We start from the raw sequence: 26,146 nt of genomic DNA on the forward strand, positions 1-26,146 counted from the left end.
CAGTTAAGGGGAGAAGATCATGGGATTGCTTGATTGGATGAGTGGCGCCAAGGCACCAAAGAAGGGTGTTACCCCTACGGTTGCGACAGACCTGCACAGCGCATTGCTTGCCATCAACCGCAGTTCAGCGCCCTTCATTGTTCGTGAGGAGAATACTGGTTCGGCAGACCTGATTGCCGAATGGAAGATCGTGGATGCAGGCTGGTACGAAATATTCGGCCGTGCGCATTTGACCAAGGTTGCACGGGTTTTGATGCGCCTTGACGAGGTACAAAAAGAAGTAAGGTCATGCGACGAAATATGGTCCATCGAATGGCATGCAGGTGTGCCCAATCTCAGTGCCTCAGGCGAATATTTTCGCGGCCAGCAGACCTCGATCGAATTTGGTGCGGGCTATGCGTTCACAGAAGAGTTGCAATACGGCCAAGTCTACAAGTATCGCTTCTCGACAAAGGAGCTAAAGTCACCATTGCAAGACATTGTTTCCAATCACGGATGGCGTTGGCGCCCCGTTGCATTTGGAAAATTATAGCTGCTGTTGGTCAGCAGCTATCGTAATCAGGTCGAACACAATCACCGCTCCTGCATGGCTTGTGATGAAACTTCCGCAAGAGGTGAGAAGAGATATTCGATGATGCGGCGCTTGCCTGTCTTGACTTCGACGGTGACGGACATGCCCGGCGAGAGTGGCATCTGTTTGCCGTCAACCTTGATGGTGGTGACGTCAGGCTGGATGGTGACAGGAAATACAAGGTTCTGCACGCGCTGCACGTTGCCGATCGGAATGGTGCTCTGCAGTTCCTTGGCCGCTGCGCCTTCCAGCGCCTGTGCATCGGGCTCAGGAATAGCGTCGGTGGCAACGCGTGTGACCTTGCCTTCAAGAACACCAAACCGGGTGAACGGAAAGGCCTCGACCTTGATGACGGCAGACTGTCCTGCCGAGACAAAACCGATATCGCGGTTGGGAAGATAGGCTTCGATTTCGAGCATTGAATTGCTGGGTACAATGCGCATCAGCTCGGTCCCGGCAGAAACAACCTGACCGACCGTCGTGATGGCCGAAGCCTGAACAACACCATCAATCGGACTGATGATCGTCATGGCCTGCGACCGCTTGCTTGCCTTGATCAGCTGCTGTTCCAGTTCATCCACTTTGCGCGAAGCTTCGGACTGCTTCTGCACATTGTCTGCGATAAATCCGTTCACCAGTTTTGCTGCCTCGCTCAGGGCAACAGTGAGAGCAGCACGCGCTGCTGCAAGCTGGCCCGTCTGGGTAACGAGGCTTGCTTCCGCCTCCTGTTGCGATTGCAAGGCATCAATGACCTGCGCGCGCGAACCCGCGGCTGTCGGGATCAAATCAGTGCGCATGGACACGCGCTCTGTCAGGGTTTTGACCAGAGCCTGCTGGGCCGTGATGGTTTCTGTCAGGCTTTCAATCTCGGTCTGGCGCTGTTTGGCCGTAGCGCCAAGATTGTCCAGCGAAGAACGCAGCTGCGATGTATCAGCCCGGTAGATCAACTGTTCACGGCGGCGAATGGCCTCGGAAATTCCCTCAGGAAAAGTAACCGACTGCTCCGTCACCGGTTCCGCATTGCGCAACCCGTTCTTCTGCCAGTCGGCAACCGTGCCAAGCACCGCTTCGCGGCGGGCAACTTCAGCACGATATGCCTGAAGACTGACTGCGAGCGCCGTTTCTTCGGATTTGATCTGTATGTCATCAAGTTCGACAAGCACATCACCGGCCTTGACTGCCATGCCATTGGTAACGGGGACAGCCTTGGTTCGACCCAGCTCGATCGATTGGATGATCTTCACACGGCCTGTCGGCTGCACCTTGCCTTGCGCCGTTGCCACAATGTCGAAGGTGCCAAAATAGGCCCACAGGATGGCACTTGCTGCAAGGACACAGATAAACCAGATAAAGGCTGTCCTGATCGGCGACGGCGGCGTTTCCAGTATCTCCAGCGCTGCCGGTAGAAACTGGTTGTCTTCGCGCTGGCGCTTGAGCCTCTTCAGCGCGTCCTTCGTGATCTTTTCCGACTTCGCCTGCTCAGGCTTCATGGGCGCATTCATGCGTTGTTGCTCCCGGACTGGAGTTGCCACAGATGCGCGTAGAGACCATCCTTTTTGGCAATGAGCGTGTCGTGCGTGCCTTCTTCGACAATACGGCCGTCTTTCATGCCGATAATACGGTTGCAGTAGCGCACAGTGGCAAGCCGGTGAGCGATAATGATAACAGTTCGTCCGCGCACGATCTCGCGCATATTGGCAAGAATGATCCGTTCGCTCTCATAGTCGAGCGCGCTTGTCGCTTCGTCGAGGATGAGAATGGGCGGATTGGTGGCGAGTGCCCGGGCAATGGCAAGCCGCTGACGCTGCCCGCCGGAAAGGTTGGCGCCGCGCTCTTCGATCAGCGTGTCATAGCCTCGGGGCAGTTTCGAGATAAACTCTTCTGCACCCGAAAGCTTTGCCATGCGCATGGCGCCTTCCCGCGGCATGGCCGGGGCTGCAAGCACGATATTGTCATGGATGGTGCGGTTGAACAGCATGTTCTCCTGCAACACCACGCCAATACTGGCGCGCAGCCAGGCCGGATCAACCTGTGCGATATCCTGCCCGTCAACAAACACCTGTCCATTGTTGGGAATATAGAACCGCTGTACGAGCTTGGTCAGCGTCGACTTGCCCGAGCCCGATGGCCCGACAATGCCAATTACTTCGCCGGGGCGAACCGAAAGGTTGATATCTTTCAGCACATCCTGCGCGTCGGGCGAATAGCGGAAATTGACCGACTTGAATTCAATGGCGCCTTTGGGCACAGGCAGGCTGACGGCAATCGCCGGACGCGGCTCCTGCGGCGCGTTCAGAATGTCAGCCAATCGCGAGATGGATACCTGCACCTGCTGGAAATCTTGCCATAGCTGCGACAGACGCAGGATCGGCTGTGCCACCTGACCCGCAATCATATTGAAGGCGACGAGCGCGCCAACTGACAGTTCGCCATTGATCACAGCCTGCGCCCCAAAGAGAAGGAGCGCTGCACTGGTGACCTTGCTGACATATTGAATGGCATTCTGCCCCTTGGCTGCAAGCATGGTTGCAGCAAACGAGGAGCGGACATAGGCGGCAAGCCGCTCTTCCCACTGCGCCGCAACAACCGGCTCCACGGCAGCAGCCTTCAGTGTCTGCGCGCCTACCACCGTCTCCACCAGCAGCTGCTGGCTATAGGCACCGCGATCAAACTTCTCGTCAATGCGTTCTTTGAGGAACGGACGAATGAGAAAGCCGATGGCAAGATAGAAGGGAATGGAAGCAACGACGATCCATGCGAGCTTTGCCGAATAGGCAAAGAGCACGATGATGAAGACAATCGTAAAAATGAGATCGAGCCCCGAGAACAACCCCTGCCCAGTCAGAAAATTGCGGATCGTTTCAAGCTCGCGCACACGCGCTACCGTCTGGCCCGCGGCCCGCGTTTCGAAATAACTCAGCGGCAGGTTGAGGAGATGACGAAACAGGCGTCGGCCCAGTTCCACGTCGATGCGGTTGGTCGTGTGTGACAGAGCGTAGGTGCGCAAATATTGCAGCACCACATCGAATAATCCGATAGCAGCAAGGCCGATCACCAGAACGATCAGCGTTGAATAGCTGCGGTGCGCGAGCACCTTGTCCACCACCACCTGAAAGAACAGCGGTGTAACAAGGGCAAACAGCTGCACAAACAGCGAGGCCAGCAACACATGGCCAAAAACGCGCCGGTAACGCCAGAGTGATGGCAGAAACCAGCGAAAACCAAAGCTCTCGCGTGAAGCACCTGCTCCGGCAAATCGCCGCTGCACCAGAATGAACTTGCCTGCCGTCAATTGCAGCAATTCGGCAACCGGTATCTCACGGGATGTGAATCCCAATGGATTGACGAGCCGGCATCTGCCTTCGGCATTCACGCCGCCGAAGATGGCAAATGTTCCGTCATCAAGGCAGGCCATGGCCGGAACCGGCAGCGTTGCAAGCCGTTTGGCATCGCTTGCTTTGACAATGCGCGCCTTCAGACCAATGGAACCGGCGGCCCGGAGAATATCCTCAGCCCCCGCAGCCCCCTTCAGTGCATATTCCCGTGCGAGCGTCTCGGGCCGCGTGGCAATCCGGTAATATCCTGCGATTGCTGCCAGCGCCGAGAGGCCACTGTCAGGTGCTTGTCCACCAAAGACGTTTGCATCCTTGGACTCTGTCCCTGGGCTCACATTATCCATGATGAAGCCGTCGCGTGCTTGTGATCATGATTGTCTCCCCCACAATCCGTTACCTCAACGGCAACAAAATCCATGCCCCCCGCGCACAAAGGCGCGTCGTATATCCAAAAACGTTTGCCGACATTACCATGTCGCTAAAAATTGTCTTCAGAGCTTTAACGAGGCCCAGGAAGTGCGTCAACACCCCTGGGCCCCAATGCGATAACAGCTTCAAATCAAGCAGCAAGAGCCCTGGAATTGGATGCAGGCTGACTGACGAAGTGGAAGCTATCCGTGTGAGAGCTGGCGAACTGCTTGAACGCGTTTACGTCGTTCCATCCCGCCAACTGGATGCTGCTATTGCCGTCCTTGAGCAAGACACTCCCGTCCTGAAGCACTGCGCTGTTCAATACTTCATCCAGATTGCCGAAGATGGACGAGCTGAACTCAAGCACATCCTGTTCACCAGCATAGATGTTGAAGTCACTGATGACATCGTTACCGAACCCGACGGCATTGAAAGAGAAGGTGTCGTTGCCAAACCCACCTGATAATGTGTCATTACCCACACCACCATTGAGCTTGTCATTGCCTTCCCGTCCGAAAAGGGTGTCGTTGCCTTTTCCACCATTGAGCGTGTCGTTACCGGCAACGCCGATATGCGGCATGGATGGAACGGGCGGAGCCACCGATACGTTGACTTCGTATGGAACTTGCGACGGAACGGAGTTCGGATTGTCGTAATTTCCGACAACGATGTAGTAAGACCCTGTTGTCGTGACGGTATATGTCAGCGCCGAATCTGTGCTGCGACCAACCGAGCCGGGATCGCCACCACCGTCATCATTGTTGGCAACTTCGATACCAGCTCCGCCATTGTCCTGCATCAGCCTGATATAGCTGTCGAACGCACCAACGGTGTGGTCGATATCAACAGTGATGATAGACCCGGCATTCAGCGTTACCTTATAATAACCGGCAGCGCCATTACCAACCGCGTTAATGGTTGAGTGCGGCTTTGTTTCAGCATTGGCGATGTCTGCATCGGCCAATGTCGAGAACTTGCTGGTGAGGTCGAAAGCGTTGGCAAACGAAGTGTTCGTCGCATCGGCTCCCAAGGTGGCATAACTATCACCAAGACCAATTCCGGAAACCGGGAAAGGTTCGAAATCGCCGTCGAGGATATCGTTGCCGTCACCGCCGTTCAGGGTATCGTTACCGCCCTGTCCAACCAGTCGATTATCGCCAGCGGTTCCAGACAAAGTGTCATCAAAACTCGATCCGGCAATGCCTTCGATCGACACAAGAGTGTCCTCGCCGGTATTACCAGCCAGATCGATGTTTACGGCCTGAGTACTGTCGTAGAAGGCAACCATATCAAGGCCTTCGCCGCCATCGATATAATCCTTGCCAGCGCCGCCACCGATTGTGTCGTTACCGCCGCCGCCGCTGAGCCTGTTTACACCGGCATCACCGAAGAGGTTGTCGTCATAGGCCGAGCCGACGAGATTTTCGATCGACACGAGTATATCGCCTTTGACGCCACCGGTGGCATTACCTTCAGCGTCGCCGCCACTGGCAACACCTGTAGCAAGATTGACGTTAACGCCCTGCTTGCTCCGGGAGTCGGCACCGATTGTATAAACTGCGGTGTCATTGCCTTCACCACCGTTGAGATAATCGAAACCGGCACCGCCGATCAGAATATCATCACCGGCATCGCCGTAGAGAATATCGGCATCGCGGGCACCATCGAGTATGTCATTTCCATCACCGCCGTTGAAGACGTCGCCGCCGCCAAGGCCCTGGAAATGGTTGTCCGCACTGTTGCCAATAAACCGATCAATGCGATCATCCGAACCGATCAGGTTTTCAATGCTGTAGAACGTATCGCCGGTGGCTGTACCGCCGCTTGCAACATTTGTTTCCAGATTGACGAGCAACTGGAACGGGCTTTCATGGCTATAATCGACAGTGTCAGAACCGGCACCACCGATGAAGACATCCACACCATCCTGACCACGCAGAATGTCATCGCCTGCGCCGCCGTCCAGAATATCGTTACCCTGTCCGCCCTCGATGATATCGTTGCCGCCTTCGCCATAGAGCTTGTCATCACCGTCAAGACTTTCAGTCTGATCAGGCAACTGCGAAATCGGAATGGTATTGTTGATATCACGGCTGGCGAGAGAATCCCGACCACCGATGATGTGATCATCACCATTGCCGCCACGAATGGAATCGGCACCGTCGCCGCCATCCAGATAATCATTCCCTGCACCACCGAGCAGCAGGTCATTACCGGCGCCGCCGTCAAGCTCATCATTTCCTGCATCACCCGAAAGCCGGTCATTGCCCGCAAAGCCAGCGATTTTGTCATCACCGGCGCCGCCAATCAGCTCGTTATTGCCATCATTACCCAGAATGATGTCGTTGAACGCGCTGCCGACACCCTTTTCGATGTAGTAGTCTGTGGCATCGGCATTATGGCCCTGATAAATAACAACATTGTTGTTATGGCCATTGACGCTGGACCAGCGGCCTGCCCGTAGATCAAGCGTTGTACCTGCTGTTGATCCGGAGAAATCCACCGTATCAAAACCGCCTGTGTCATGGATGACAAAGCCGATATCATGACCGTTTCCAGTCGTCTTTAGTTCATATCCAAGCTTGGTGCTGCCAAACCCGTAGACGTCGTTGCCGGTATTCAGCTGAACGTCCTGATATGTCCGCACTCCATTTGTGACCGTGGAATAATAGTGGCGAATGACCGCCTCAATATCACCGATCATCGGGGTGGTTGCCGACCATGCCGTGGTTTCGCCGACGTCAATACCGTCAAAATAGGACATGACGCTGTAACGCTGCTGATCATATACCCATGTGGCACCGGCCAGATAGGTGATCTGTTCGCCGCCGGGTCCGCCATAATTATAGACACCGGGGTGATTCAGTCCCCATTCATGGCCGAATTCATGGATGAACGTGTTGAAAATATATCCGCCCGGCGCGGTCTTATCCACCTCTGTATCGTGGAATCGTTGCCCGACACTGACATAATGGCCGCTGGAATAGGCGCTCCCGTCATCCTTCTCCCCGACTTCAGGGCTGACAACCTTCAAATATTCGCCCGATGTGACGAACTCGAACTTGAGCGGCGTGACCGTGGACCACTGCTGCAGCGCTGCCATTGCCGCTGCTTTATAATCCGGGTGATTGTTAAGTTCCTCCAGATTCACTTTGATAGGCTGCTGCGCCATCTCGGGCGTGAGATCCCGTTGCAGCGCGCCAAGATAATCGAGGAATGCCTCGTAATCGGTGCTCTTGCCGAATGTGTTGAGTGGAGTTTGATCGATGTTCTGCCATGATTTATCGCCGGGCACACTCGCGGCGCTGGATATTACTTCACTCGCAGAGAACTGCTGAGTGCTGGTAGGCGCATGTTTTTGAGGCATACCATTTTGACACAAAATGCACATTGTAACGAATCCCCTTGTTCATTTGGAGTACGCTTTTGTAATCACCTGTCGTAACTGTGAACGAACGGAAGTTGACCCATTCCGCCCGAGGTAACTTTACCTGACCGGCAATTCATGGTCGAAAAAACCAACAGTCAATATCTGCAACTATCAACAATCGTAACTAATTATGTCAGTATAAAATCACTGGACGCGTGACAAACAGTTGATTGGAATGAACAACAAATATTGCTGGCGGAAATAGGCTGAAAACTCTCACTTTTATCGAAAAACGATTCAAATTTTGAAGTAAATTTCAATCATATATACCTAATATATTGGTCGCATAATTTATATACATTCCCTGCCTTCACCTTTCGTATAATGGCGTTGTTTGCAAATTCTCAGAGGAATCGGTCATTGCCTTGCTGCCCGATTCAATCTTGCGCTCCCCGACGAATTGAAGTCCTCTCTGGCCCTGCTTTGAATCGGGAATCGCCCAGAGGGGAATAGAATGTCCTTCCAGAAAATCGATGAACTTGGCCACAAACTTGAGGCTTTGGAACACGCACTTGCGATTCTTGGCGCTGATGAGGCGACTCATATGGCCGTTGGTGGGGGCGAGAAGCGTGCTGAAGCCATGAGCACACTTGCCGGCATGTACCATCGTCAGGCGTCAGCGCCCGAGATTGCAGACTGGGTTGCTGCTGCAGAAGCTGAACCGCTCAGCGAGGAGCAGGAGACGGCTGTCAAAGAGTTCAAGCGGAACTATACCAATCTGACCTGCCTACCGGCCGAGTTTGTCGAGCGGCAGATGAATACACGAATTCGCTGTGAGCAGTTGTGGCGCGATCTGCGCGCCAAGAATGATTGGTCGGGATTTCTACCGGCACTTGAGGGCGTCGTTACACTGGCGCGCGAAGAAGCAGCCATGCGATCCGAAGTGCTTGGTCTTGGTCTCTATGACGCGATGATTGAACAGCACGATCCGGGCAATCGGACGGCCGAGATCTCGCCGGTATTTGCCGAACTGAAAAACTTCCTGAAGGATTTCGTTCCCGAAGCGCTTGCCGTGCAGGAGGAACGTCTGGCAAAACATCCGCTCAAACCACTGTCGGGCGTTTATTCCATCGACAAGCAGCGCGAGCTTGGCCTTGCCATGATGGCTGCCGTCGGGTTCGACCTTTCACACGGCAGCCTGTCCATATCGCACCATCCGTTCTGTGGCGGCGTACCGAGTGATGTTCGTATCACGACCCGTTACCGGACGACGGAGTTCCTCTCCTCACTCATGGGTGTGCTGCATGAAACAGGCCATGCGCTCTATGAACAGAACCTTCCCAAGCAATGGGCCCATTGGCCCGTGGGAAAAGCCCGCGGCATGGCGGTGCATGAAAGCCAGAGCCTGTTTGTCGAAAAGCAGCTTGGGCGCAATCCAGCATTTTGGCATTGGGCACTGCCTATTGTCGAAAAGCATCTGGGTGAAACATGGTCGATCGATGACATCATTCCCCATGTGCATCGGGTAGAGCGTGGGCTCATTCGAGTTGATGCCGATGAAGTCACCTACCCGCTGCATGTGATCCTGCGTTACGAACTGGAGCAGGATCTGATTCAGGGCCGGCTTGAGGCGGTTGATTTGCCGGAAGCGTGGGACGCAAAGATGCGCGAATATCTTGGTCTTTCCACGATAGATAATCCTGCCGATGGGCCCATGCAGGATGTGCATTGGGCTGGTGGTGCATTCGGCTATTTCCCTTCCTACACACTCGGCGCAATGATGGCTGCACAGCAATGGGCGGCGCTGACAAAAGAGCATCCCGCAGCCGATGATGATATTGCCAGAGGTGACTTTACAGCTGTCAATCACTGGCGCCGCGATAATATCTGGTCGCAAGGCTCGCGCTGGTCCACGCCGGAACTGCTCCGGCGCGCCACCGGCGAAAAGCTCAACGCGGACCATTTCATCGGGCATATCCGCAAGCGATATGGAGCAGCATAAACAGGACAATGGCGGAGTATCGTGAATTATAATTCATTGACTGAATTATATTGACAGTCCCATCGCAATGCGCTTAGTTACCCCTGCCAGCACTCGAGGAGGATTGCTGGCCTTCATAAGGAACAGCGGTCGCCGTTCAAGGCGCCACACACCAATGGGAGGGGCTTCGGCCTCGAGGAGGACACTTGCGCACTTTTTTGGGCACGACCGCCATGGCGGTCCTTGCGACCACACTTTTTGCATCACCATCCAGCGCGGAAACGGAAAATCCTTTTCGCTGCAAACCCGGCGAAAAATACGTCATGAACGTAATGGTTTCCGGCGTTGAATACTGGTTCCCCGTCTATGAAATGTTCAAACAGGCGGGCAAGCAGCTTGGCTGTGAGACAGCTTACACCGGCACACCTGAGTATGACGTCAATAAGCAGATCGCCAGCTTCGATCAGGCACTGGCGCAGAACCCGGCTGGTATTCTTGTTCATCCAATGAATTCCGATCCTTTCATCGAGCCGATCAACCGTGCCGTTGATCAGGGTACAGCCGTTGTCACCTTTGCTGCGGACTCGCCGCTTTCCAAGCGGATTTCCTTCATCACATCAGACAACAAGCGCGAAGGCATTTATGCCGCCGACGCGATTGCCACCAAGCTGGGCGGAAAGGGCGAATATGCCGTTCTTGAAAATCCGGGACAGGATAATCATGACCGGCGTGTCACAGCCTTCGTCGATCGTATGAAGGAGAAATGGCCTGACATGAAACTGGTTGGTCGCGCAGCGTCCAATCAAGACCCGACCAAAGCTTACCAGGGGTTGATGAGCATTGCTCAGGCCAACCCCAATCTGGCTGCTGTCTTCATGCCAGAGGCAAACTCGGCCATTGGGGCGGCGCAAGCCAACAAGGAAAGCGGCGGCAAGATTCTCGTCATGTGCGCCGACGTCAACGCCAATATTCTGGATATGATCAAGGCCGGTCAGGTCTTTGGCTCGATCAACCCAAATCAGGGCATGCAGGGCTATATGGGCTTCATGCTTCTGTGGTTCGCCAAGCATCCGGAACTGATCGATCCGATGAACGATGCGAAGCGTGCTGGTTCCAACCCGATGAGCATCCCCTTCGTCGACAATGGTCTGTCCATTGTGACAGCCGACAATGCGGATGACTTCTTCTGGGACAAGTACCTGAAGCGCCGCGGCACCAAGGGTATTGACGAGTAAGGTTCGTCGTCAGCTATCCAGACCGGCAAGGTCTGGGTAGCCTTGGAAACAACGGGGGAAAGCGCGATGTCACAGGAACCGGTTTTGAGTATCCGCGATATCACCAAGCATTTTGGTGCGGTGAAAGCGCTGACAAATGTCGATTTTGCTTTGGCGAAAGGCGAGATTCACGCGCTTTGCGGCGAGAATGGCGCTGGCAAATCCACCCTTATGAATATTCTGGCCGGAGTGCTTCAGCCTGATGACGGGGAAATCCTGCTTGACGGCAAGCCTCAGAAGATTTCGTCCCCTTCTGTGGCACAATCCCTTGGCATTGGGCTTGTGCATCAGGAGATCGCACTTTGCCCCGATGCAAGCGTTGCCGAAAACATTTTTATGGCGACAACCAGTCGCCGCCGGTCTTTTCTGATGAATTACCGCAAGCTGGAACGCGACGCACAAAAGGTCATGAACAGGCTTGCATCCATCGATGTTCGCCAGAAGGTCGGTGATCTGACAATTTCCAGCCAGCAATTGGTGGAGATTGCCAAGGCACTCACACTCGATTGCCGCGTGCTGATCTTTGACGAGCCGACGGCTGCATTAACCGAGGCAGAAACGCGCATACTCTTTGAGATCATCCGCGAGTTGAAGGCACATGGTATTTCCATCATCTATATCAGTCACCGGATGGCAGAAATCTTCAGCCTGTGCGACCGGGTAACGGTGCTGCGCGATGGGCGCTATGTCTCCACTGAAAATATCGCTGACGTAACACCGGATGATGTGGTGCGCCGCATGGTTGGGCGCGAGATCACGCAGCTTTATCCGCCAAAACAGGAGAAAGCCGCGCGCTCGGATGAGACAATCTTGTCGGTTCGCAATCTTGGCGACAGAAACCGGTTTGGCAATGTGTCCTTCGATCTGGCTAAGGGTGAAATCCTTGGCATTGGCGGGTTGATCGGCTCTGGACGCACGGAGATCGCCGAGGGCATTTGCGGGCTGCGCACGATTGCCGAGGGTGAGGTACGCCTGCACAATCAGCCGCAAAGCATTCGAAACTATGCGGACGCGGTAAAAGCGGGAATTGCCTATCTCTCGGAGGACCGGAAGGGTTCAGGCGTTTTCCTTGATTTGTCGATTGCCCAGAACATTTCAGTCCTCAATCTGAAAGCCGTAACCGGTCATCTGGGCCTGATCGATGCAAAGGCCGAGGGGCAGCTTGCTCGCGATTTCGCGCAGCGGCTTGGCGTGCGCATGAGCCATGTAGACATGCCGGTATCATCGCTCAGCGGTGGCAATCAGCAGAAAGTCGCCATTGCCAAGCAGCTTGCGGTGCAGCCCAAGGTCATCCTGATGGATGAACCGACGCGCGGCATTGACGTTGGCGCAAAATCGGAAATCCATCTTCTGCTGCGCGAGCTTGCGCGTTCAGGCATCGGCATCATCGTTATTTCCTCCGAACTTCCCGAATTGCTTGGCCTGTGTGACCGGGTGCTGGTCATTCGCGAGGGCGCCGTAGCAGGCGAGCTTGGCAGCGAGGAGATGAGCGAAGAAGCAATTATCCGGCTCGCATCGGGCCTGAAACAGACACAAGACGGGCAAACAACGCATGCATCAGAACATGCAGCCTGAAGAGAAGACAGTGGGAGATACACCAATGGCAGTCGATACGATGATGGCAAAGGATATGCGGGGTTCGCCCTGGAAGAAATTGGGATCGATGCGCGAAGCAGGCCTGATCGCCATCATCCTCGCCCTTTGCATTGCCATGAGTTTCGTCTCTCCGCACTTTCTGACACTCGGCAACTTCCGCGCCATGCTGATGAGCTTTTCGGTGGAGGGTATTGTCGTTGTCGGTATGACCATCCTTCTGATCGTCGGCGGCATCGATCTTGCCGTTGGGTCGGTTGTCTGCTTCGCCATGGTGCTGTCAGGCACGCTGTTCCTCGCCGGGCTTGACCCATGGATAGCCTCGCTCATTGGTATTTTTGCCAGCGGGCTGATTGGCGGTGTCATGGGATTCTTTGTAACGGTGGTGGGGCTCAATCACTTTATCACCTCGCTGGCGGGCATGGTGATCGTGCGCGGCCTCTGCCTGATCATCACTAAGGGAACGCCGCTTTCGCTCTTCACATTGCCACCAGCATTCAAAGCCGTGGGTCAAGGTTCCTTCCATGGCGTGCCCTATGTCATTCTCATCTTCTTTGCGGTTGTTGTCCTCTTCGATTTTCTGCTTCGGCGCGCGACTGCTCTGCGTAAGGTTTTCTATACGGGCAGCAATGAAAAGGCTGCTCTCTATTCCGGCATCCGGACAAAACAGGTGAAGTTCTGGGTGACGGTTCTTTGCTCGACGCTCGCTGGTTTTGCCGGTGTTATCTACATGTCGCGCTTTGGAGCAGCGACGCCCACATTCGGGGTTGGCATGGAGCTAAATATCATTGCCGCGGCAGTCATCGGCGGTGCCTCGCTCAACGGCGGATCTGGCACAATTCTCGGCGCCATCCTTGGCATAGCTTTGCTGTCCCTCGTCACCAGCTCTCTGGTTCTGCTTGATGTCTCCGTCTACTGGCAGGACATGATAAAAGGCTGCATTCTTTTGGCCGCAGTCTCCATCGACCATTTCCTGCATAAGCGGAAGGCCTCCTGATCATGGCACTTATCAAACTCAACCAGAAACATGTGGCACCACGCGAGGAAATCGTCATTGCGCGGCAGATGCATCAGGCACTCGTCCTGCATTTTCTGGAAGGACTGACGCAAGCGCAGATTGCCGAGCAGCTCGGGATTTCACAGCCAACCGTCAATCGTCTTATCAAGCGCGGCCGTCAGCTTGGCCTTGTCGAGATCAAGGTCAAATCGCCAGTTGAACCTCTTGTTGATATGGAAGAGCAATTGCTGGCACTTGGCGGCATCAGCCGGGCAATTGTTGTACCAACCGTATCAGACAATCCACAAACGGCCCTTCAGGCGGTGGGTGAAGCCGCTGCACGGCTGCTGCTCGAAGAGATCACCGATGGTGATACGATCTGCATTACCGGTGGCAAGGGCGTCAGCGCCGTGGTTGCCGGGTTGCAGGCGCCGCGCCGTTTTGATGTCGAGGTAATCCCGGCAACTGGCTGTGTTCAGGGCAAGCACTATACCGACGTGAATCATGTCTCGACCCTGATGGCTGACAAGCTCGGCGGGCGCGCTTACCAGATTCATGCGCCGCTCTTTGCCGACAGTTCCGCCGAGCGTGCCATGCTGATCAATATGCGTTCGGTTGCTGATGTTTTTAAACGGGCACGCGAAGCGAAAATCGCCGTGGTGGGTATTGGTTCCATCCTGTCCGATGACTCAAGCTATTATGACCTGCATCCTTCTTCCAGCACGGATCGCAAGGCTATCGAGCATTCCGGTGCGCGCAGTGAATTGCTCGCCCACCTGCTCGATGATCGGGGACAGGTTTGCGACTACAGCCTGAACGGGTCGCTGGTTTCGCTGACGCTTGAGGAATTTGCATCCATTCCAACCAAAATTGGCGTGGCAAGCGGGCAAAACAAGGCGCGGCCAATCCTGAGTATTATGCGGGGCAATCACTTGGATACGCTGGTGACAGACGAAGCGACGGGGCAACGCATTCTTGATATTGCCGCTGAAGGAGGACGGATATGAGCAACGAACAACTGACGCGGGCCATTGGCAAGTCAGGCGTGCAGGCATCGGCCGTTGGGCTCGGAACCTGGGCCATCGGCGGCTGGATGTGGGGCGGCACGGACGAGCAGGAGTCGATTGCCGCCATTCAGGCTTCACTGGATGCTGGCGTGACACTCATCGACACGGCCCCCGCCTACGGGCTTGGACGATCAGAGGAGATTGTTGGCAAGGCGCTAAAAGGTCGCCGCGACAAGGCAGTCATTGCCACCAAATGCGGCCTTGTCTGGCATACCCAAAAAGGCACGCACTTTTTCGATCAGGACGGCAAGCCGGTTCATCGGTATCTCGGTCGCGATGCCATCTTTCATGAAATCGAGGAGAGCCTGAAGCGTCTTGGCACTGACTATATCGATCTCTACATCACCCATTGGCAGGACCCGACCACACCAATCGAGGAAACCGTGCGGGCGCTGGAAGATTTGCGCAAGGCCGGAAAAATCCGGGCCATTGGTGCAAGCAATGTCAATCTTGCCGAATTGAACGCCTATATCGGAACCGGATCTCTGGACGCGATACAGGAGCGGTTCAGCATGATTGACCGCGAACTCGAGACCGACTTGTTACCAACAACGCGAAAAGCTGGTGTTGCAACGCTGAGCTATTCATCACTGGCACTGGGGCTACTCTCCGGGACCATTGATCCGGACCGTGTTTTCTCTGGTGATGATCAGCGAAGAGGCAATCCGCGCTTTTCCGTCGGCAACAGATTGAAGGCAAAGCAATTTGCCGATGCCATCCGTTCTGTTGCGGACAAGCATGGTGCCAGTATCGCCCAGATTGTGATTGCCTGGACACTGGCCCAACCGGGCGTGACCTTTGCGCTGTGCGGGGCGCGCAATCCCGATCAGGCGCTTGACAATGCGCGGGCTGGAACAATCCGGCTCGATACCGGAGACCTATCGGCCATTGACGCGGCCATCGCAGTGAAACTGGCAGATATGGACAGGTAAACAGGCTGTATCATGAACCGTGAAGAGATATTTGACGGACTTCGTCGGAGTCCGAAGGTGGACGTGTGCGTTGTCGGTGGCGGTATCAACGGCATCAGCGTGTTCCGCGAACTGGCCTTGCAGGGCGTCAACGTGCTGCTTGTGGAGAAACATGACTATTGCTCCGGCGCGAGCGCAGCCCTGTCACGTATGGTGCATGGCGGCCTGCGTTATCTCGAAAATGGCGAATTCAGTCTGGTGCGCGAGTCTCTCGTTGAGCGGGATCGCTTGTTGCGCAACGCGCCTCACCTTGTTGCGCCATTGCCGACAACGGTTCCGGTCTTTGATATTTTCTCCGGTCTTGCCAATGGCATTGTCCGGTTTCTGGGCTTGAGCCGCAGACCAAGCCGGCGCGGCGCTATTGCAGTCAAAGCTGGCTTGAGTATCTACGACTTTCTGACGCGCAAGCGCGCATTGATGCCGCGCCATAGGTTTCGCGGACGGCAGGCAACACTTGCCAAATGGCCAGCGCTTAATCCTGCTATCAAAAGTTCGGCCACCTATCACGACGCCTGGGTCAAACATCCTGAGCGTATCGGGATTGAGCTGCTGCAGGATGGGCTGTCAGCCGGGAACCATGCATATGCGCTGAATTATACCGAACTTAGGCGAACCGACCAGGGCGGTTTTGTCGTGCAAGACCATATCGCAGGTACGATGATGTCAATCGATCCCGCTTTCATCATCAATGCGACGGGTGGCTGGATCGACATCGCAAATACCGCCCTGCTCCCCAAAGCGGCACCGTCCAACCCATTGATGGGAGGCACGAAAGGCTCGCATCTGATCATCGATAATGCCGAACTCGCCGCCGCCCTAGACGGTCACATGATCTATTACGAGAATGAGGACGGGCGTATCTGCATCCTCTTTCCCTACCTTGGCAAAGTTCTGGTTGGTTCGACCGATATCCGCGTCGATGATCCGGAGAGCGTTTATTGCGAACCTGATGAACGGGATTACATCCTGCAATCGCTTGCCTTCGTGCTGCCTGATATTCGCATTCATCCGGAGGAAATCGTTTTCCAGTTTTCGGGCGTTCGTCCACTCCCCGCAAGCAAGGATAATTTCACAGGGCGCATCCCGCGCGACCACTATTGCACGATTGTTGAAGCCGGCGAAAATGAACCGCCGGTGCTGTGCATGATCGGTGGCAAATGGACAACCTTTCGCTCCTTCGGTGAACTCGCTGCCGATATGACATTGGAACGTCTGAAGCGGATGCGGCAAGTAACAACCACAGCGCGCGCCATCGGTGGCGGACGGGAATTCCCGGATAATATAAGTGAATGGATTGCTCGCCTGTCATCTGCCACGGGCGTTTCCCCGAAGCGGATGATCGAACTGTTTGAACGCTATGGCACCGATGCCGAGGCAGTGGCGCGCTTTATTGCCGAGAGTCCCGATAAAGCTATGCCCCACGCCGGATATTCGGTTCGGGAAATGCTGTTTCTCATCCTCAATGAAGCCGTCGAACACCTTGACGACCTTTTACTGAGGCGCACCACTTTGGCCATTAGCGGCCAACTGTCGCTCGACATGGCGCAAGCGGCGCTCGATCTGCTTGCACACGAAAGAGATTGGGCGCCAGCACGCCGAACGGCGGAGCTGAACCGCTTCCTCAAGCTTCTCGCCGAACGCCATGGCATCGGCCTCGACACACTCACCGCACGCAATGAACAAGGAATACACTATGCGAAACAATCATAAGGTTCGTATGAACCGCCTATTTGGTGCCGGACGCTGCCTCGATGTGGCAATCGATCATGGTGTTTGCAACGAACCATCCTTTTTGAACGGCCTTGAGGATATGGAAGGCGTGGTGCGTGCACTGGTAGCGGCTGGCCCAGATGCCATTCAGATGAATTATGGTCAGGCTGATCTTTTGCAGAATGTGCCCGGCAAGGATAAGCCCGCCCTTGTCATGCGTATCGACATGGGAAATCCTTATAATGCCATCCGTCATCGCGATATGTGGGCCGTCCTGCAAAATGAGGCCGAGCCGCTGATCGGCGCAATTGCAATGGATGCGGCCTGCGTTGTCGTCAATCTCTTCATGCTTCCCGATGAGCCAGACCTGTTCCGCCAGTGCGTCCAAAACATTGCCCGCGTGCGGGCCGATTGCGACAAATACGGTATGCCGCTGATGATCGAACCGCTTGTCATGCAGCCGGTGACAGAACGCGGCGGCTATATGGTGGATGGTGATGCGGACAAGATCGTCACGCTGACCCGCCTTGCCCGCGAGATGGGCGCTGATATCATCAAGGCGGACCCTACGACATCAGCGGAAGATTTTCATCGGGTGGTGGAGGCCGCACGCTGTCCGGTACTCGTACGGGGTGGCGGGAAGGAGGATCTGCGCCTTGTTTTTGAAAAGTCGGCAGCTTTGATGCAGCAGGGTGCCGTTGGCATGGTTTATGGGCGGAACATCTATCAGCACGCCAACCCGAGCGCCGTGGTACGCGGGTTGATGGCCATTATCCATGACAATGCCAGCGGCGAGCAAGCCTACGCGCTCTATCAGCAGAGCTGATAATAAAACAAGAACCTGAGGAGGGGTTCCGTATGGGAGAGTATCTATTGGGTCTTGATGCTGGCAACACCATCATCAAGGCGATCATCTTCGACCGGCAAGGCAATGAAATTGCATCGGCGGCTGAGGAAGGGCACAGCAACATGCCCTACCCCGGCCATGTTGAGCGCGGGCTGGACGAACTCTGGACCAATGCCCGAACGGTCATTCAAAGATGCATCAACGAGGCCGGAATAGATCCGGAGCAGATTGCTGCAATCGGCTGTGCCGGACATGGCAATGGACTGTACACACTCGACCGCGCGGGCAAACCCCTGCTCGCCATCCAGTCTCTCGACACACGCGCAGCCGATCTGGTGGAAGAATGGCAGGCGCAGGGCGTTGGCGACCGCACCTATCCGATTGGCTTGCAGCGCCCATGGCCATCGCAGACGCCGACGCTCCTCGCCTGGATCAAGCGCCACCGGCCCGAAACATTTGGCAAGATCGGCACCGTCTTTCTCTGCAAGGATTTCATCGTCAACCGATTGACCGGCAAGCGGGTGAGCGAGATGTCCGATATGGCGGGATGTGGTCTCTTGAACGTCGCAGAGCGCCGTTATGATCAGGAACTCATGACCGCATTCGGGCTTGGTGAGTGCATGGATCTTTTGCCAAAGCTCATTGAAAGCGCCGATATAGCCGGAACAGTAACGCAGGAAGCAGCGGAAGCGACGGGTCTCGCCGCCGGAACGCCAGTTATTGGCGGGCTTTTCGATGTGATCGCTTCGGCGATTGGCTCGGGCGTAACCCGAACAGGTGCAGCCTCAATCATCGCCGGTACATGGAGCATCAATCAGGTGGTTGTCGATACGCCTCGCCTTGAAGAACCGTTCTTCATGTCATCGACCTTTGATCGCGAGCGTTATATGGCAATCGAGTCGAGCGCGACATCGGCGGCCAACCTTGAATGGCTCGTGCGCGAGTTTTTCCATGGCGAACAGCCGGACGGGCGCTCGCCATTCGATGTCTGCTGTGAGCTGGCATCAACGATAGAACCAGCCGCGAACGACCCGATCTATCATCCATTCCTTTATGGAGCCCAGCAGGACGGCAATGCCCGGGCAGGTTTTTATGGTGTTGCCGGATGGCATACGAAAGGCCACTTGATCCGCGCTTTGCTGGAAGGCGTGGCATTTGGCCATCGCCAGCATATCGAGACATTGCGAGCGGCCGGTGCCAATTTTGACGAAGCTGTACTGTCGGGCGGCGGTTCACGCAGCCTGTTCTGGCCACAGATTTTCGCGGATGTGCTCGGTGTCCCCGTCACAGTCGCGCGTTCGAGCCAGACTGGGGCACTCGGTGCAGCGATAGCGGCGGGCACGGCCGTTGGCATATTCGCTGACTTTGAGGCTGGTGCCAGTGCGATGGTTAGCGCCGATCGCCATTATCGACCCGACGCAACAAGGGCGGTTCATTATGCCCGCCGCTATCAGCTCTACCGGGATATTGCCGATGCTATGGCCCCAATCTGGAAGCGTATGGCGGCGCATGAACCTGCAGCGACCGGAGTAGCCGCGTGAACGGGAGGCACAGTCAAACGGCAGTAGATGAAGGCGTCTATGACTTTATCATTATTGGAGCCCGAAGAACCGCGTTCTCCTGCTCGAAGCAGGTGGCAGTGATCGATATCACTGGATTCATGTGCCTATCGGTTATCTCTATTGCATGGGTAATCCTCGAACCGACTGGATGATGAAAACCAACGCGGAAACCGGCCTCAACGGACGCTCGCTTCCCTACCCGCGCGGCAAGGTGCTTGGCGGCTGTTCGTCCATCAATGGCATGATCTACATGCGCGGACAGGCAGCCGATTATGATGGCTGGCGGCAGGCCGGTAATACCGGCTGGGGTTGGGATGATGTACTTCCCTACTTCGTGAAATCCGAAGACAATTATCGTGGCTCGTCTTCCATGCACGGCGGGGGCGGTGAGTGGCGCGTGGAACAGCAACGCCTTTCATGGCCCATTCTTGATGCGTTCCGCGATGCAGCGGAAGAGCTTGGGATCAAGAAGACCGACGATTTCAACTCAGGCGATAATGAAGGATCAGGGTATTTCGAGGTCAATCAGCGTGGCGGTGTTCGTTGGAACACGACAAAGGCGTTCCTTCGCCCGGCTCTGAAGCGGCCAAATCTTCGCGTATTGACGGGTGCGGAGGTCCAAAAGCTCGTATTCACCGGCAAGCGCGCAACAGCTATCCGCTACCAAAAGGACGGGCGGCTTTGCAAGGTAACGGCTACCGGGGAAATCATCCTATCCGCTGGTGCGATCAACTCACCCAAAATCCTTGAACTCTCGGGAATCGGGAGTCCTGAAATAATAAAGGAAGCGGGAATTGAGCCCCTCCACGACCTTCCCGGTGTTGGCGAGAATTTGCAGGATCACCTGCAGATACGCACGGTTTTCCGCATCGAAGGTGCGAAGACACTGAATCAGCTTTACCATAACCTTTTCACACGAGCAGGTATGGGATTGGAGTATATTCTCCGTCGATCCGGTCCCCTCTCCATGGCACCGAGCCAGCTCGGTATTTTTGCCAAGAGCGACCCAGCATTGCTGACGCCAGATCTTGAATATCATGTCCAGCCACTTAGCACCGATCGGCTTGGTGAACCGCTGCACCGCTATCCCGCTGTGACGGTTTCCGTTTGCAATCTGCGCCCGGAAAGCCGCGGTACGGTACATATCTGCGGACGAGATGCAGGTGAGCAACCTCATATCAGGCCAAACTATCTGTCCACTACCGGTGATAGGCTGCTCGCTGCCGGATCGATCCGCCACGCGCGCAATCTCATGGCGACTAGGACTCTGGAGAAATATCAGCCGATTGAGATGCTACCGGGTACGCAATACCAAAGCGATGACGAGTTGATCCACCGCGCCGGAGATATTGCCACAACGATCTTTCATCCCGTTGGGACATGCAAGATGGGCAATGACAACAGGTCTGTCGTTGGCCATGACTTGCGGGTGCATGGGCTGGAAGGATTGCGCGTTGTCGATGCCTCCATCATGCCGACAATTGTCTCCGGCAACACAAACTCGCCTGTCATCATGATCGCAGAAAAGGCTGCCGATCTTATTCTGGAACGGCGCTGAAAGCGTCAAAATTTGTCTGTGAAGAATTGGGACATAGAGACAATCTCCCGCGAATAACTGTAAACTGCCGACCAAGACAAAGGACATGATTTGGAAACGGCGCTTTACCTTCCCATCAAAGGCTTCCTCGAAGAAGCAGGCTATGACGTAAAGGGCGAGATCGTTGGCTGTGACATCGTTGCCCTTTCCGACGGCGAGCCGCCGCTCGTTGTCATTTGCGAACTAAAACTCAGTTTCAATCTTGAACTTATTTTACAGGCTGTCGACCGCGCCACGGCAAGCGATGAAGTCTGGATTGCAGCTCGGGTTTCAGCCAAGGGGAAAGGACGCGAAAGTGATCGCCGTTTTCGTAACCTCTGCCGCCGCCTCGGCTTTGGCATGCTTGGCGTTGCCGATAACGACGTCGTCAGCGTCATTGTGAGCCCCGAAGCGCCGATGCCTCGAAAGAATGCGCGTAAACGATCACGTCTTGTCAGGGAACATCAGCGACGCAAGGGAGATCCGACGTTAGGCGGCGGAACGCGCAAACCCATTATGACGGCCTATCGTCAGCGCGCCCTCGCCTGCGCTCAGGCTTTGCAGCAAGGTCAACTGCGCCCACGCGATTTGCGTGACACGGCGCCCGATGCGGCAAAGATTCTGCTGACGAATGTTTACGGCTGGTTCGAGCGCGTCGATCGCGGCGTTTACGCATTGACAGAGCTGGGTATCGAAGCTCTCAAACGTTGGCCGCCGCGACCGGTGAGCGAAGTCAATCTGCCCGAATAGTACGAACTTACTATAGGCTTATGCCTGTTCTAGTTCCGGCACGGTGCTGTCGAGAACCTGCTCGGGATCTCCCGGCTGCACCAGGTGGATGTTCGCACCACTTGTTCCCGCGCCCAATCCCGGTTTCAGAACCTGCTGACCATCATAATGCCCACCATTCTGGGTGCGGAACGGGATAGGTTGCTCGTTGAACAGGTTCGCAATGCGGAGCTTATATGCTTCGGCTATCACTGGCCAATCGGCTTCGGAGAGCCTGTTGCTCTGGTAAATTGTAAAGGGCGGCAGCACGTCCATACCCGGATAGAAAAGCATTCCGTGCTGGATAGGCCAGAGAATATCCTCAATCCGTCCGTTTACACCGCGCTCGCTATAGTGCGGTTCCCGGCCCCCAATCGTGACGGCAAGCATGGCCCGTCGCCCGCTAAGAGTGCCTTCGCCGTAACGATCTCCCCACCGTTCACCACCATGTGCGCCGATGCCATAGGCGAAGCCATAAGCGAAAACCCGATCAACCCAGCCTTTCAAAATGGCGGGCATACCAAACCACCATAGCGGGAAACTGAACAGCACGGCGTCCGCCCATAACAGCTTTTGCTGCTCGGCAGCGATGTCAGGAGACTGGGTGCCTGATGCAAGAGCATGGCGAGACTCCGCGATATAGTTCAGGCGATCAGGCTTGGCCTCCTCAAGAAAATCCTGCCGGTCCGCGATAGCCTTCCAGCCCATGGCATAGAGATCGGAGACCTGCACTTCGTGCCCCTGTGCGATGAGGGTTTCGACAGCCAGATCTTTCAGAGCGCTGGTCAGCGATTTCGGTTCGGGATGCGCGTGAATAATTAGAACATTGCTCATTGGCTTACTCCTGATTTCAATGAACTTTATGTGGCCCAGACTCTGCCATTCTTGAAATCGAAGTTTTAATGTGCTGGTATAATTTACATGGATATCAACCGCCTCGACCTGAACCTGCTCGTTACTCTGGATACGCTGCTTGCCGAGCGGAACGTCACCCGTGCAGCCAAGCGGCTGAACCTCAGCCAACCGGCTCTATCGGCGCGACTTGCCCGGTTGCGGGATATTCTGGGGGACCAGCTGTTATTACCGGTTCAGCGCGGCATGGTGCCGACCCAGCGTGCGCTGGAGTTGCAGACGCCATTGCATGAGGCACTGGAAAGTGTTCGGCGGGTTGTTGCGGAAGGCGCTTCGTTTGAACCATCTACCGCCGTCGCCACGATATCCATCGTCGCCAGCGATTACGTGCAATATTCCATATTGATGCTTCTTGCCGACGCATTACGCACGGAAGCGCCGGGAGTGAGGATCGCCTGGCGATCCATTGAAGCGTCGCAACTTATACCGCCGATGGAACGCGGCGAAGTTGATCTGGCGCTCATCACGCCCGATTTCGCGCCGGAACAGCTACGCATGAGAAAACTCTATCGCGAACGCTATGTTGCCATTGTCCGCACTGACCATCCAATCGTGCGGGGAAGCATCGATCTGGATATTTTTTGCGCACTTGATCATGTCATTGTCTCGCCGCAGGGCGGCGGCTTCACCGGACCGACGGATGAGGCACTTGAAGCTGTCGGGCGCAACCGGCGTGTTGTCCTGTCCACGCCGGGGTTTCTTATGGTGCCGGAACTGATTGAGCGGTCGGATATGATCGCGCTGGTTCCCTACCGAATAGCGCGGGATCGCTCGCAGCGGCTGCAAATATTGGAGCCGCCCCTGATCGTTCCGGGCTTCAATATAGCGATGGTCTGGCACGACAGGACGACGACGCATCCCGTGCAACGCTGGCTGCGGGAGAAGATCGCGGCAATTGCGACCGGTGATCCCGGCCCCGCGTGATAACGGCGCGCAAGGCAAACTGGTCCCGCGTCTTACCGCCCTTCACGCTTTAGTTAAACTTTATCCCTTTGTGCTAAATCCCATTGCAGCAAGATTATTTGATCCGCTCCGTCAGGACGGTCTAAGAGGTGTGATGTAATGACAGAAACCGAACCGGAAAAACGAGCCCTCGGCGACAGCGATCGAAAGCTCTTGAGTCACTTGAGAATACACCGGCGAAAAAACCGCGATCTCAAGCCTGCCAAACTGGCACCCAATCTAACTCCGGGTCAGAGGATAGCCGATCAGGTTGCCGCAACCATGGGGTCCTGGCCCTTCATCATCATTCAGACGGTAATATTGTTTGTCTGGGTTGTGTTGAACGTCACCGCCTATGTACAGCGGTGGGACCCCTACCCGTTCATTCTCCTCAACCTCGCCCTTTCCTTTCAGGCAGCCTATGCGGCGCCGTTCATCATGATGAGCCAGAACCGCCAACAGGATATAGATCGGAGAGATGCGGAAAACGATTACAAGATCAATATCAAAGCTGAACTTGAGATCGAATTGCTGCACGAGAAGATGGAGCTTCTGCACCAGAAGATCGATTTTCTAAGAGAAAAGGAAGTGCTGTCTCTTATAGAGGAAGTCCGGCGTCTCTGCGATCAAAGAGCCGGTAAATAGCTATAGCACGAACAGGATGCGTGCAGCCATGCAAGCATGGCTGCACTGCGGGGTCACGCGTCCCGGGAAAATACGATTGCCGTGAAAAGCAGAACCCCGGCAAGCACGATGAATGACCCGATGCCAACCAACGCGTCCATTGCAGGGTTACCCAGCGCCATCAAATAGAGTCCGACAATCATGACAACAACGCCAATCGTGTAGATGGCAAATTGTATTATCGGCAGTCTGCCACCTGCCTTTGCCGGATTGAGCGCAAAATAACTCCCGAATATGGCGCAACTGACCCAGCCAAGCAGGTTGAGATGAGCATGGGCCGGATAGGCGCTATGATCACCCGATATGCCCATATGCAGGCCCATGATGATGCCAGCCAGAAAGAGGATCGTTGCGGTCTTGAAATAGAGGTGTGAAATCCGTGGCATGATGCGCTCTCTTGTTGTGCTGCCGCACCGCGACAATGATATCGCGGGTGGCGAGCCTGTTTTGTTGACCGAGGCAATGCATCCCTCTTCCCTCAGGAAATATGATGCGCCTCTTCGTCATATGTGCTGTCTTTGCCCGAGAGAGTCGGGGTGTGAACAGTTGTCATTTGCCAGCCAGTTGCGCGGCAAATAAGCCTGTTTGCTTGGATCGCGGTATCGGAGATCAAACGGAGAGAGATTTGAAACTCGCCGTCATCGGGCCGCCGCTTCTGACAGGTTCTTGACGGAACCAATGAGTTTGTGGCGCCCGTCCTGAAGGTGTTCCGTCAATTTCTGTACTGCGAGCAATTCATCGCCCTGACGGCACGCCGTTATAATTCCCCTATGTCCAGTGTTCGAAATACTTCGAAAATCGATATTTGACATGAAGATGCGAACATAGCGGTCAGCGGCACCATGCTGGGCTTCAATAAGCGACAGCAGCCGTGTGTTGTGGCATGGATTGTACAGCGTCATGTGAAACGCCAGATTCAACGTGCCCCAAAGGCTGATACTGGGCTCTTCGTCAATCTGGTCCTGTATGCGCTCCGCTTGATCCAAAATCTCTGTGGTCAAAAAGGGAAAGGCCAGACGCAATGCTGCGCTTTCAAGCAACTCCCGCACCGTAAAAATCTCGCTTATTTCCACCGCATCCATCTGCGCGACGAAAGCACCACGAGTCGGATGAATGGAAACCAATCCCTCCGCCTCCAGCAATCGCAATGCATCACGAACAGGCATACGGCTGACACCAAATCGTGATGCCAGATCGTCCTGCCGCAGAGCCGCACCTGATGAAATCGTACCTTTGACGATAGCTTCGCGCAAAGTGTTGGCAACTTGGTCTGCCGCCGTCTGCGGCTTCTTCATCTCACTGCCGAACAGCTTGTCCAACGGACTCATTTCACCCCCTTATACTTTTCATCTGGACATGCCTGAGAGGGCTATTGAATGTCAACTCACGAACTTGTATACGAGTATCCCAAATTAAGCCGGTACAGAAAATGACGGAACTCCAGACGGCCTTGTCCCTCCGGGCCATTCAAGTTTCATCTCCATCAATGCTGATTTCGCAGACTTAAAAGGTTCAAGCATGTCACCTCGCTCGTTCAAACCATCGCGACCCGAAAAGATCGCGAGGACTGGGCGG

General features: G+C 55.2%; 19 protein-coding genes and 1 pseudogene. 14 read left to right on the forward strand and 6 right to left on the reverse strand.

The annotated features are described in order from the left end of the window. Positions 1-19: 19 nt before the first annotated feature. On the forward strand, positions 20-532 hold the full coding sequence (locus BLU05_RS17110) for a hypothetical protein (protein ID WP_091882458.1): 513 nt from the start codon (positions 20-22) through the stop codon (positions 530-532). Between the two features lie 41 nt (positions 533-573). Here BLU05_RS17110 and BLU05_RS17115 read toward each other — a convergent pair whose 3' ends face one another. The 3 genes from BLU05_RS17115 to BLU05_RS17125 all read right to left on the reverse strand — a co-directional run bounded on the left by BLU05_RS17115 (position 574) and on the right by BLU05_RS17125 (position 7,684). Next, positions 574-2,061, reverse strand: coding sequence for an HlyD family type I secretion periplasmic adaptor subunit (locus BLU05_RS17115; protein ID WP_244518421.1), 1,488 nt, complete (start codon positions 2,059-2,061; stop codon positions 574-576). A gap of 8 nt (positions 2,062-2,069) precedes the next feature. Continuing rightward, positions 2,070-4,250 carry a type I secretion system permease/ATPase gene (locus BLU05_RS17120; protein WP_091882462.1) on the reverse strand — a complete coding sequence of 727 codons (2,181 nt, stop codon included), beginning with the start codon at positions 4,248-4,250 and terminating at the stop codon, positions 2,070-2,072. A gap of 215 nt (positions 4,251-4,465) precedes the next feature. Continuing rightward, complete coding sequence (locus BLU05_RS17125) at positions 4,466-7,684, reverse strand: M10 family metallopeptidase C-terminal domain-containing protein (RefSeq protein WP_091882465.1); 3,219 nt, start codon at positions 7,682-7,684, stop codon at positions 4,466-4,468. A 517-nt stretch (positions 7,685-8,201) separates the two neighbouring features. On the opposite strand from BLU05_RS17125, the gene BLU05_RS17130 reads away from it, so the two are divergent. The 11 genes and pseudogenes from BLU05_RS17130 (at position 8,202) to BLU05_RS17180 (ending at position 22,015) form a co-directional block, all read left to right on the forward strand. After that, on the forward strand, positions 8,202-9,689 hold the full coding sequence (locus tag BLU05_RS17130) for a carboxypeptidase M32 (protein ID WP_091882467.1): 1,488 nt from the start codon (positions 8,202-8,204) through the stop codon (positions 9,687-9,689). Positions 9,690-9,874: 185 nt separating this feature from the next. After that, positions 9,875-10,903, forward strand: a complete 1,029-nt coding sequence (locus BLU05_RS17135) for a substrate-binding domain-containing protein (protein ID WP_091882469.1) — start codon at positions 9,875-9,877, stop codon at positions 10,901-10,903. A gap of 66 nt (positions 10,904-10,969) precedes the next feature. Further along, positions 10,970-12,517, forward strand: coding sequence for a sugar ABC transporter ATP-binding protein (locus tag BLU05_RS17140; protein WP_091882472.1), 1,548 nt, complete (start codon positions 10,970-10,972; stop codon positions 12,515-12,517). Positions 12,518-12,542: 25 nt separating this feature from the next. Then, entirely contained in the window at positions 12,543-13,532 is a 990-nt protein-coding gene (locus tag BLU05_RS17145; protein ID WP_175540648.1) for an ABC transporter permease, read from the forward strand. A gap of 2 nt (positions 13,533-13,534) precedes the next feature. Further along, positions 13,535-14,539 (forward strand): sugar-binding transcriptional regulator, encoded by a 1,005-nt coding sequence (locus BLU05_RS17150; RefSeq protein ID WP_091882474.1) that lies wholly within the window; start codon positions 13,535-13,537, stop codon positions 14,537-14,539. Further along, a complete protein-coding gene (locus tag BLU05_RS17155; RefSeq protein ID WP_091882477.1) occupies positions 14,536-15,531 on the forward strand; it encodes an aldo/keto reductase in 996 nt (331 codons plus the stop codon). The genes BLU05_RS17150 and BLU05_RS17155 overlap by 4 nt, the downstream gene beginning before the upstream one ends. A 12-nt stretch (positions 15,532-15,543) precedes the next feature. Continuing rightward, positions 15,544-17,280, forward strand: a complete 1,737-nt coding sequence (locus BLU05_RS17160) for a glycerol-3-phosphate dehydrogenase/oxidase (protein ID WP_091882480.1) — start codon at positions 15,544-15,546, stop codon at positions 17,278-17,280. After that, a complete protein-coding gene (locus BLU05_RS17165; protein ID WP_091882482.1) occupies positions 17,264-18,106 on the forward strand; it encodes a class I fructose-bisphosphate aldolase in 843 nt (280 codons plus the stop codon). Before BLU05_RS17160 ends, BLU05_RS17165 begins: the two co-directional genes overlap by 17 nt. A 32-nt stretch (positions 18,107-18,138) precedes the next feature. Continuing rightward, positions 18,139-19,668: an FGGY-family carbohydrate kinase gene (locus tag BLU05_RS17170; RefSeq protein WP_091882485.1), complete on the forward strand. Its 1,530-nt coding sequence runs from the start codon at positions 18,139-18,141 to the stop codon at positions 19,666-19,668. After that, positions 19,665-21,247: pseudogene (locus BLU05_RS17175) on the forward strand (GMC family oxidoreductase). The gene BLU05_RS17170 and the pseudogene BLU05_RS17175 overlap by 4 nt, the downstream one beginning before the upstream one ends. Positions 21,248-21,337: 90 nt before the next feature. Continuing rightward, entirely contained in the window at positions 21,338-22,015 is a 678-nt protein-coding gene (locus BLU05_RS17180; RefSeq protein WP_091882490.1) for a DUF2161 domain-containing phosphodiesterase, read from the forward strand. A gap of 18 nt (positions 22,016-22,033) precedes the next feature. On the opposite strand, the gene BLU05_RS17185 is transcribed toward BLU05_RS17180, so the two are convergent. Further along, on the reverse strand, positions 22,034-22,867 hold the full coding sequence (locus tag BLU05_RS17185) for an NAD(P)H-dependent oxidoreductase (protein ID WP_091882493.1): 834 nt from the start codon (positions 22,865-22,867) through the stop codon (positions 22,034-22,036). Positions 22,868-22,954: 87 nt separating this feature from the next. Here BLU05_RS17185 and BLU05_RS17190 point away from each other — a divergent pair, with 87 nt between their 5' ends. Both BLU05_RS17190 and BLU05_RS17195 read left to right on the forward strand, forming a co-directional pair. Next, positions 22,955-23,869 (forward strand): LysR family transcriptional regulator, encoded by a 915-nt coding sequence (locus BLU05_RS17190; RefSeq protein WP_091882496.1) that lies wholly within the window; start codon positions 22,955-22,957, stop codon positions 23,867-23,869. 138 nt (positions 23,870-24,007) lie between these two features. Beyond that, positions 24,008-24,532: a DUF1003 domain-containing protein gene (locus BLU05_RS17195; RefSeq protein ID WP_091882498.1), complete on the forward strand. Its 525-nt coding sequence runs from the start codon at positions 24,008-24,010 to the stop codon at positions 24,530-24,532. A 53-nt stretch (positions 24,533-24,585) separates the two neighbouring features. Here BLU05_RS17195 and BLU05_RS17200 read toward each other — a convergent pair whose 3' ends face one another. Both BLU05_RS17200 and BLU05_RS17205 read right to left on the reverse strand, forming a co-directional pair. Further along, the gene (locus BLU05_RS17200) at positions 24,586-24,957 is read right to left on the reverse strand and encodes a hypothetical protein (protein ID WP_091882501.1); all 372 of its coding nucleotides are present in this window, start codon (positions 24,955-24,957) and stop codon (positions 24,586-24,588) included. Positions 24,958-25,209: 252 nt separating this feature from the next. Further along, entirely contained in the window at positions 25,210-25,899 is a 690-nt protein-coding gene (locus BLU05_RS17205; protein WP_244518403.1) for a GntR family transcriptional regulator, read from the reverse strand. Between the last annotated feature and the right edge of the window lie 247 nt (positions 25,900-26,146).

The organism is Phyllobacterium sp. OV277 (assembly GCF_900104355.1).
In the GTDB taxonomy this organism is placed as follows: Bacteria; Pseudomonadota; Alphaproteobacteria; order Rhizobiales; family Rhizobiaceae; genus Phyllobacterium.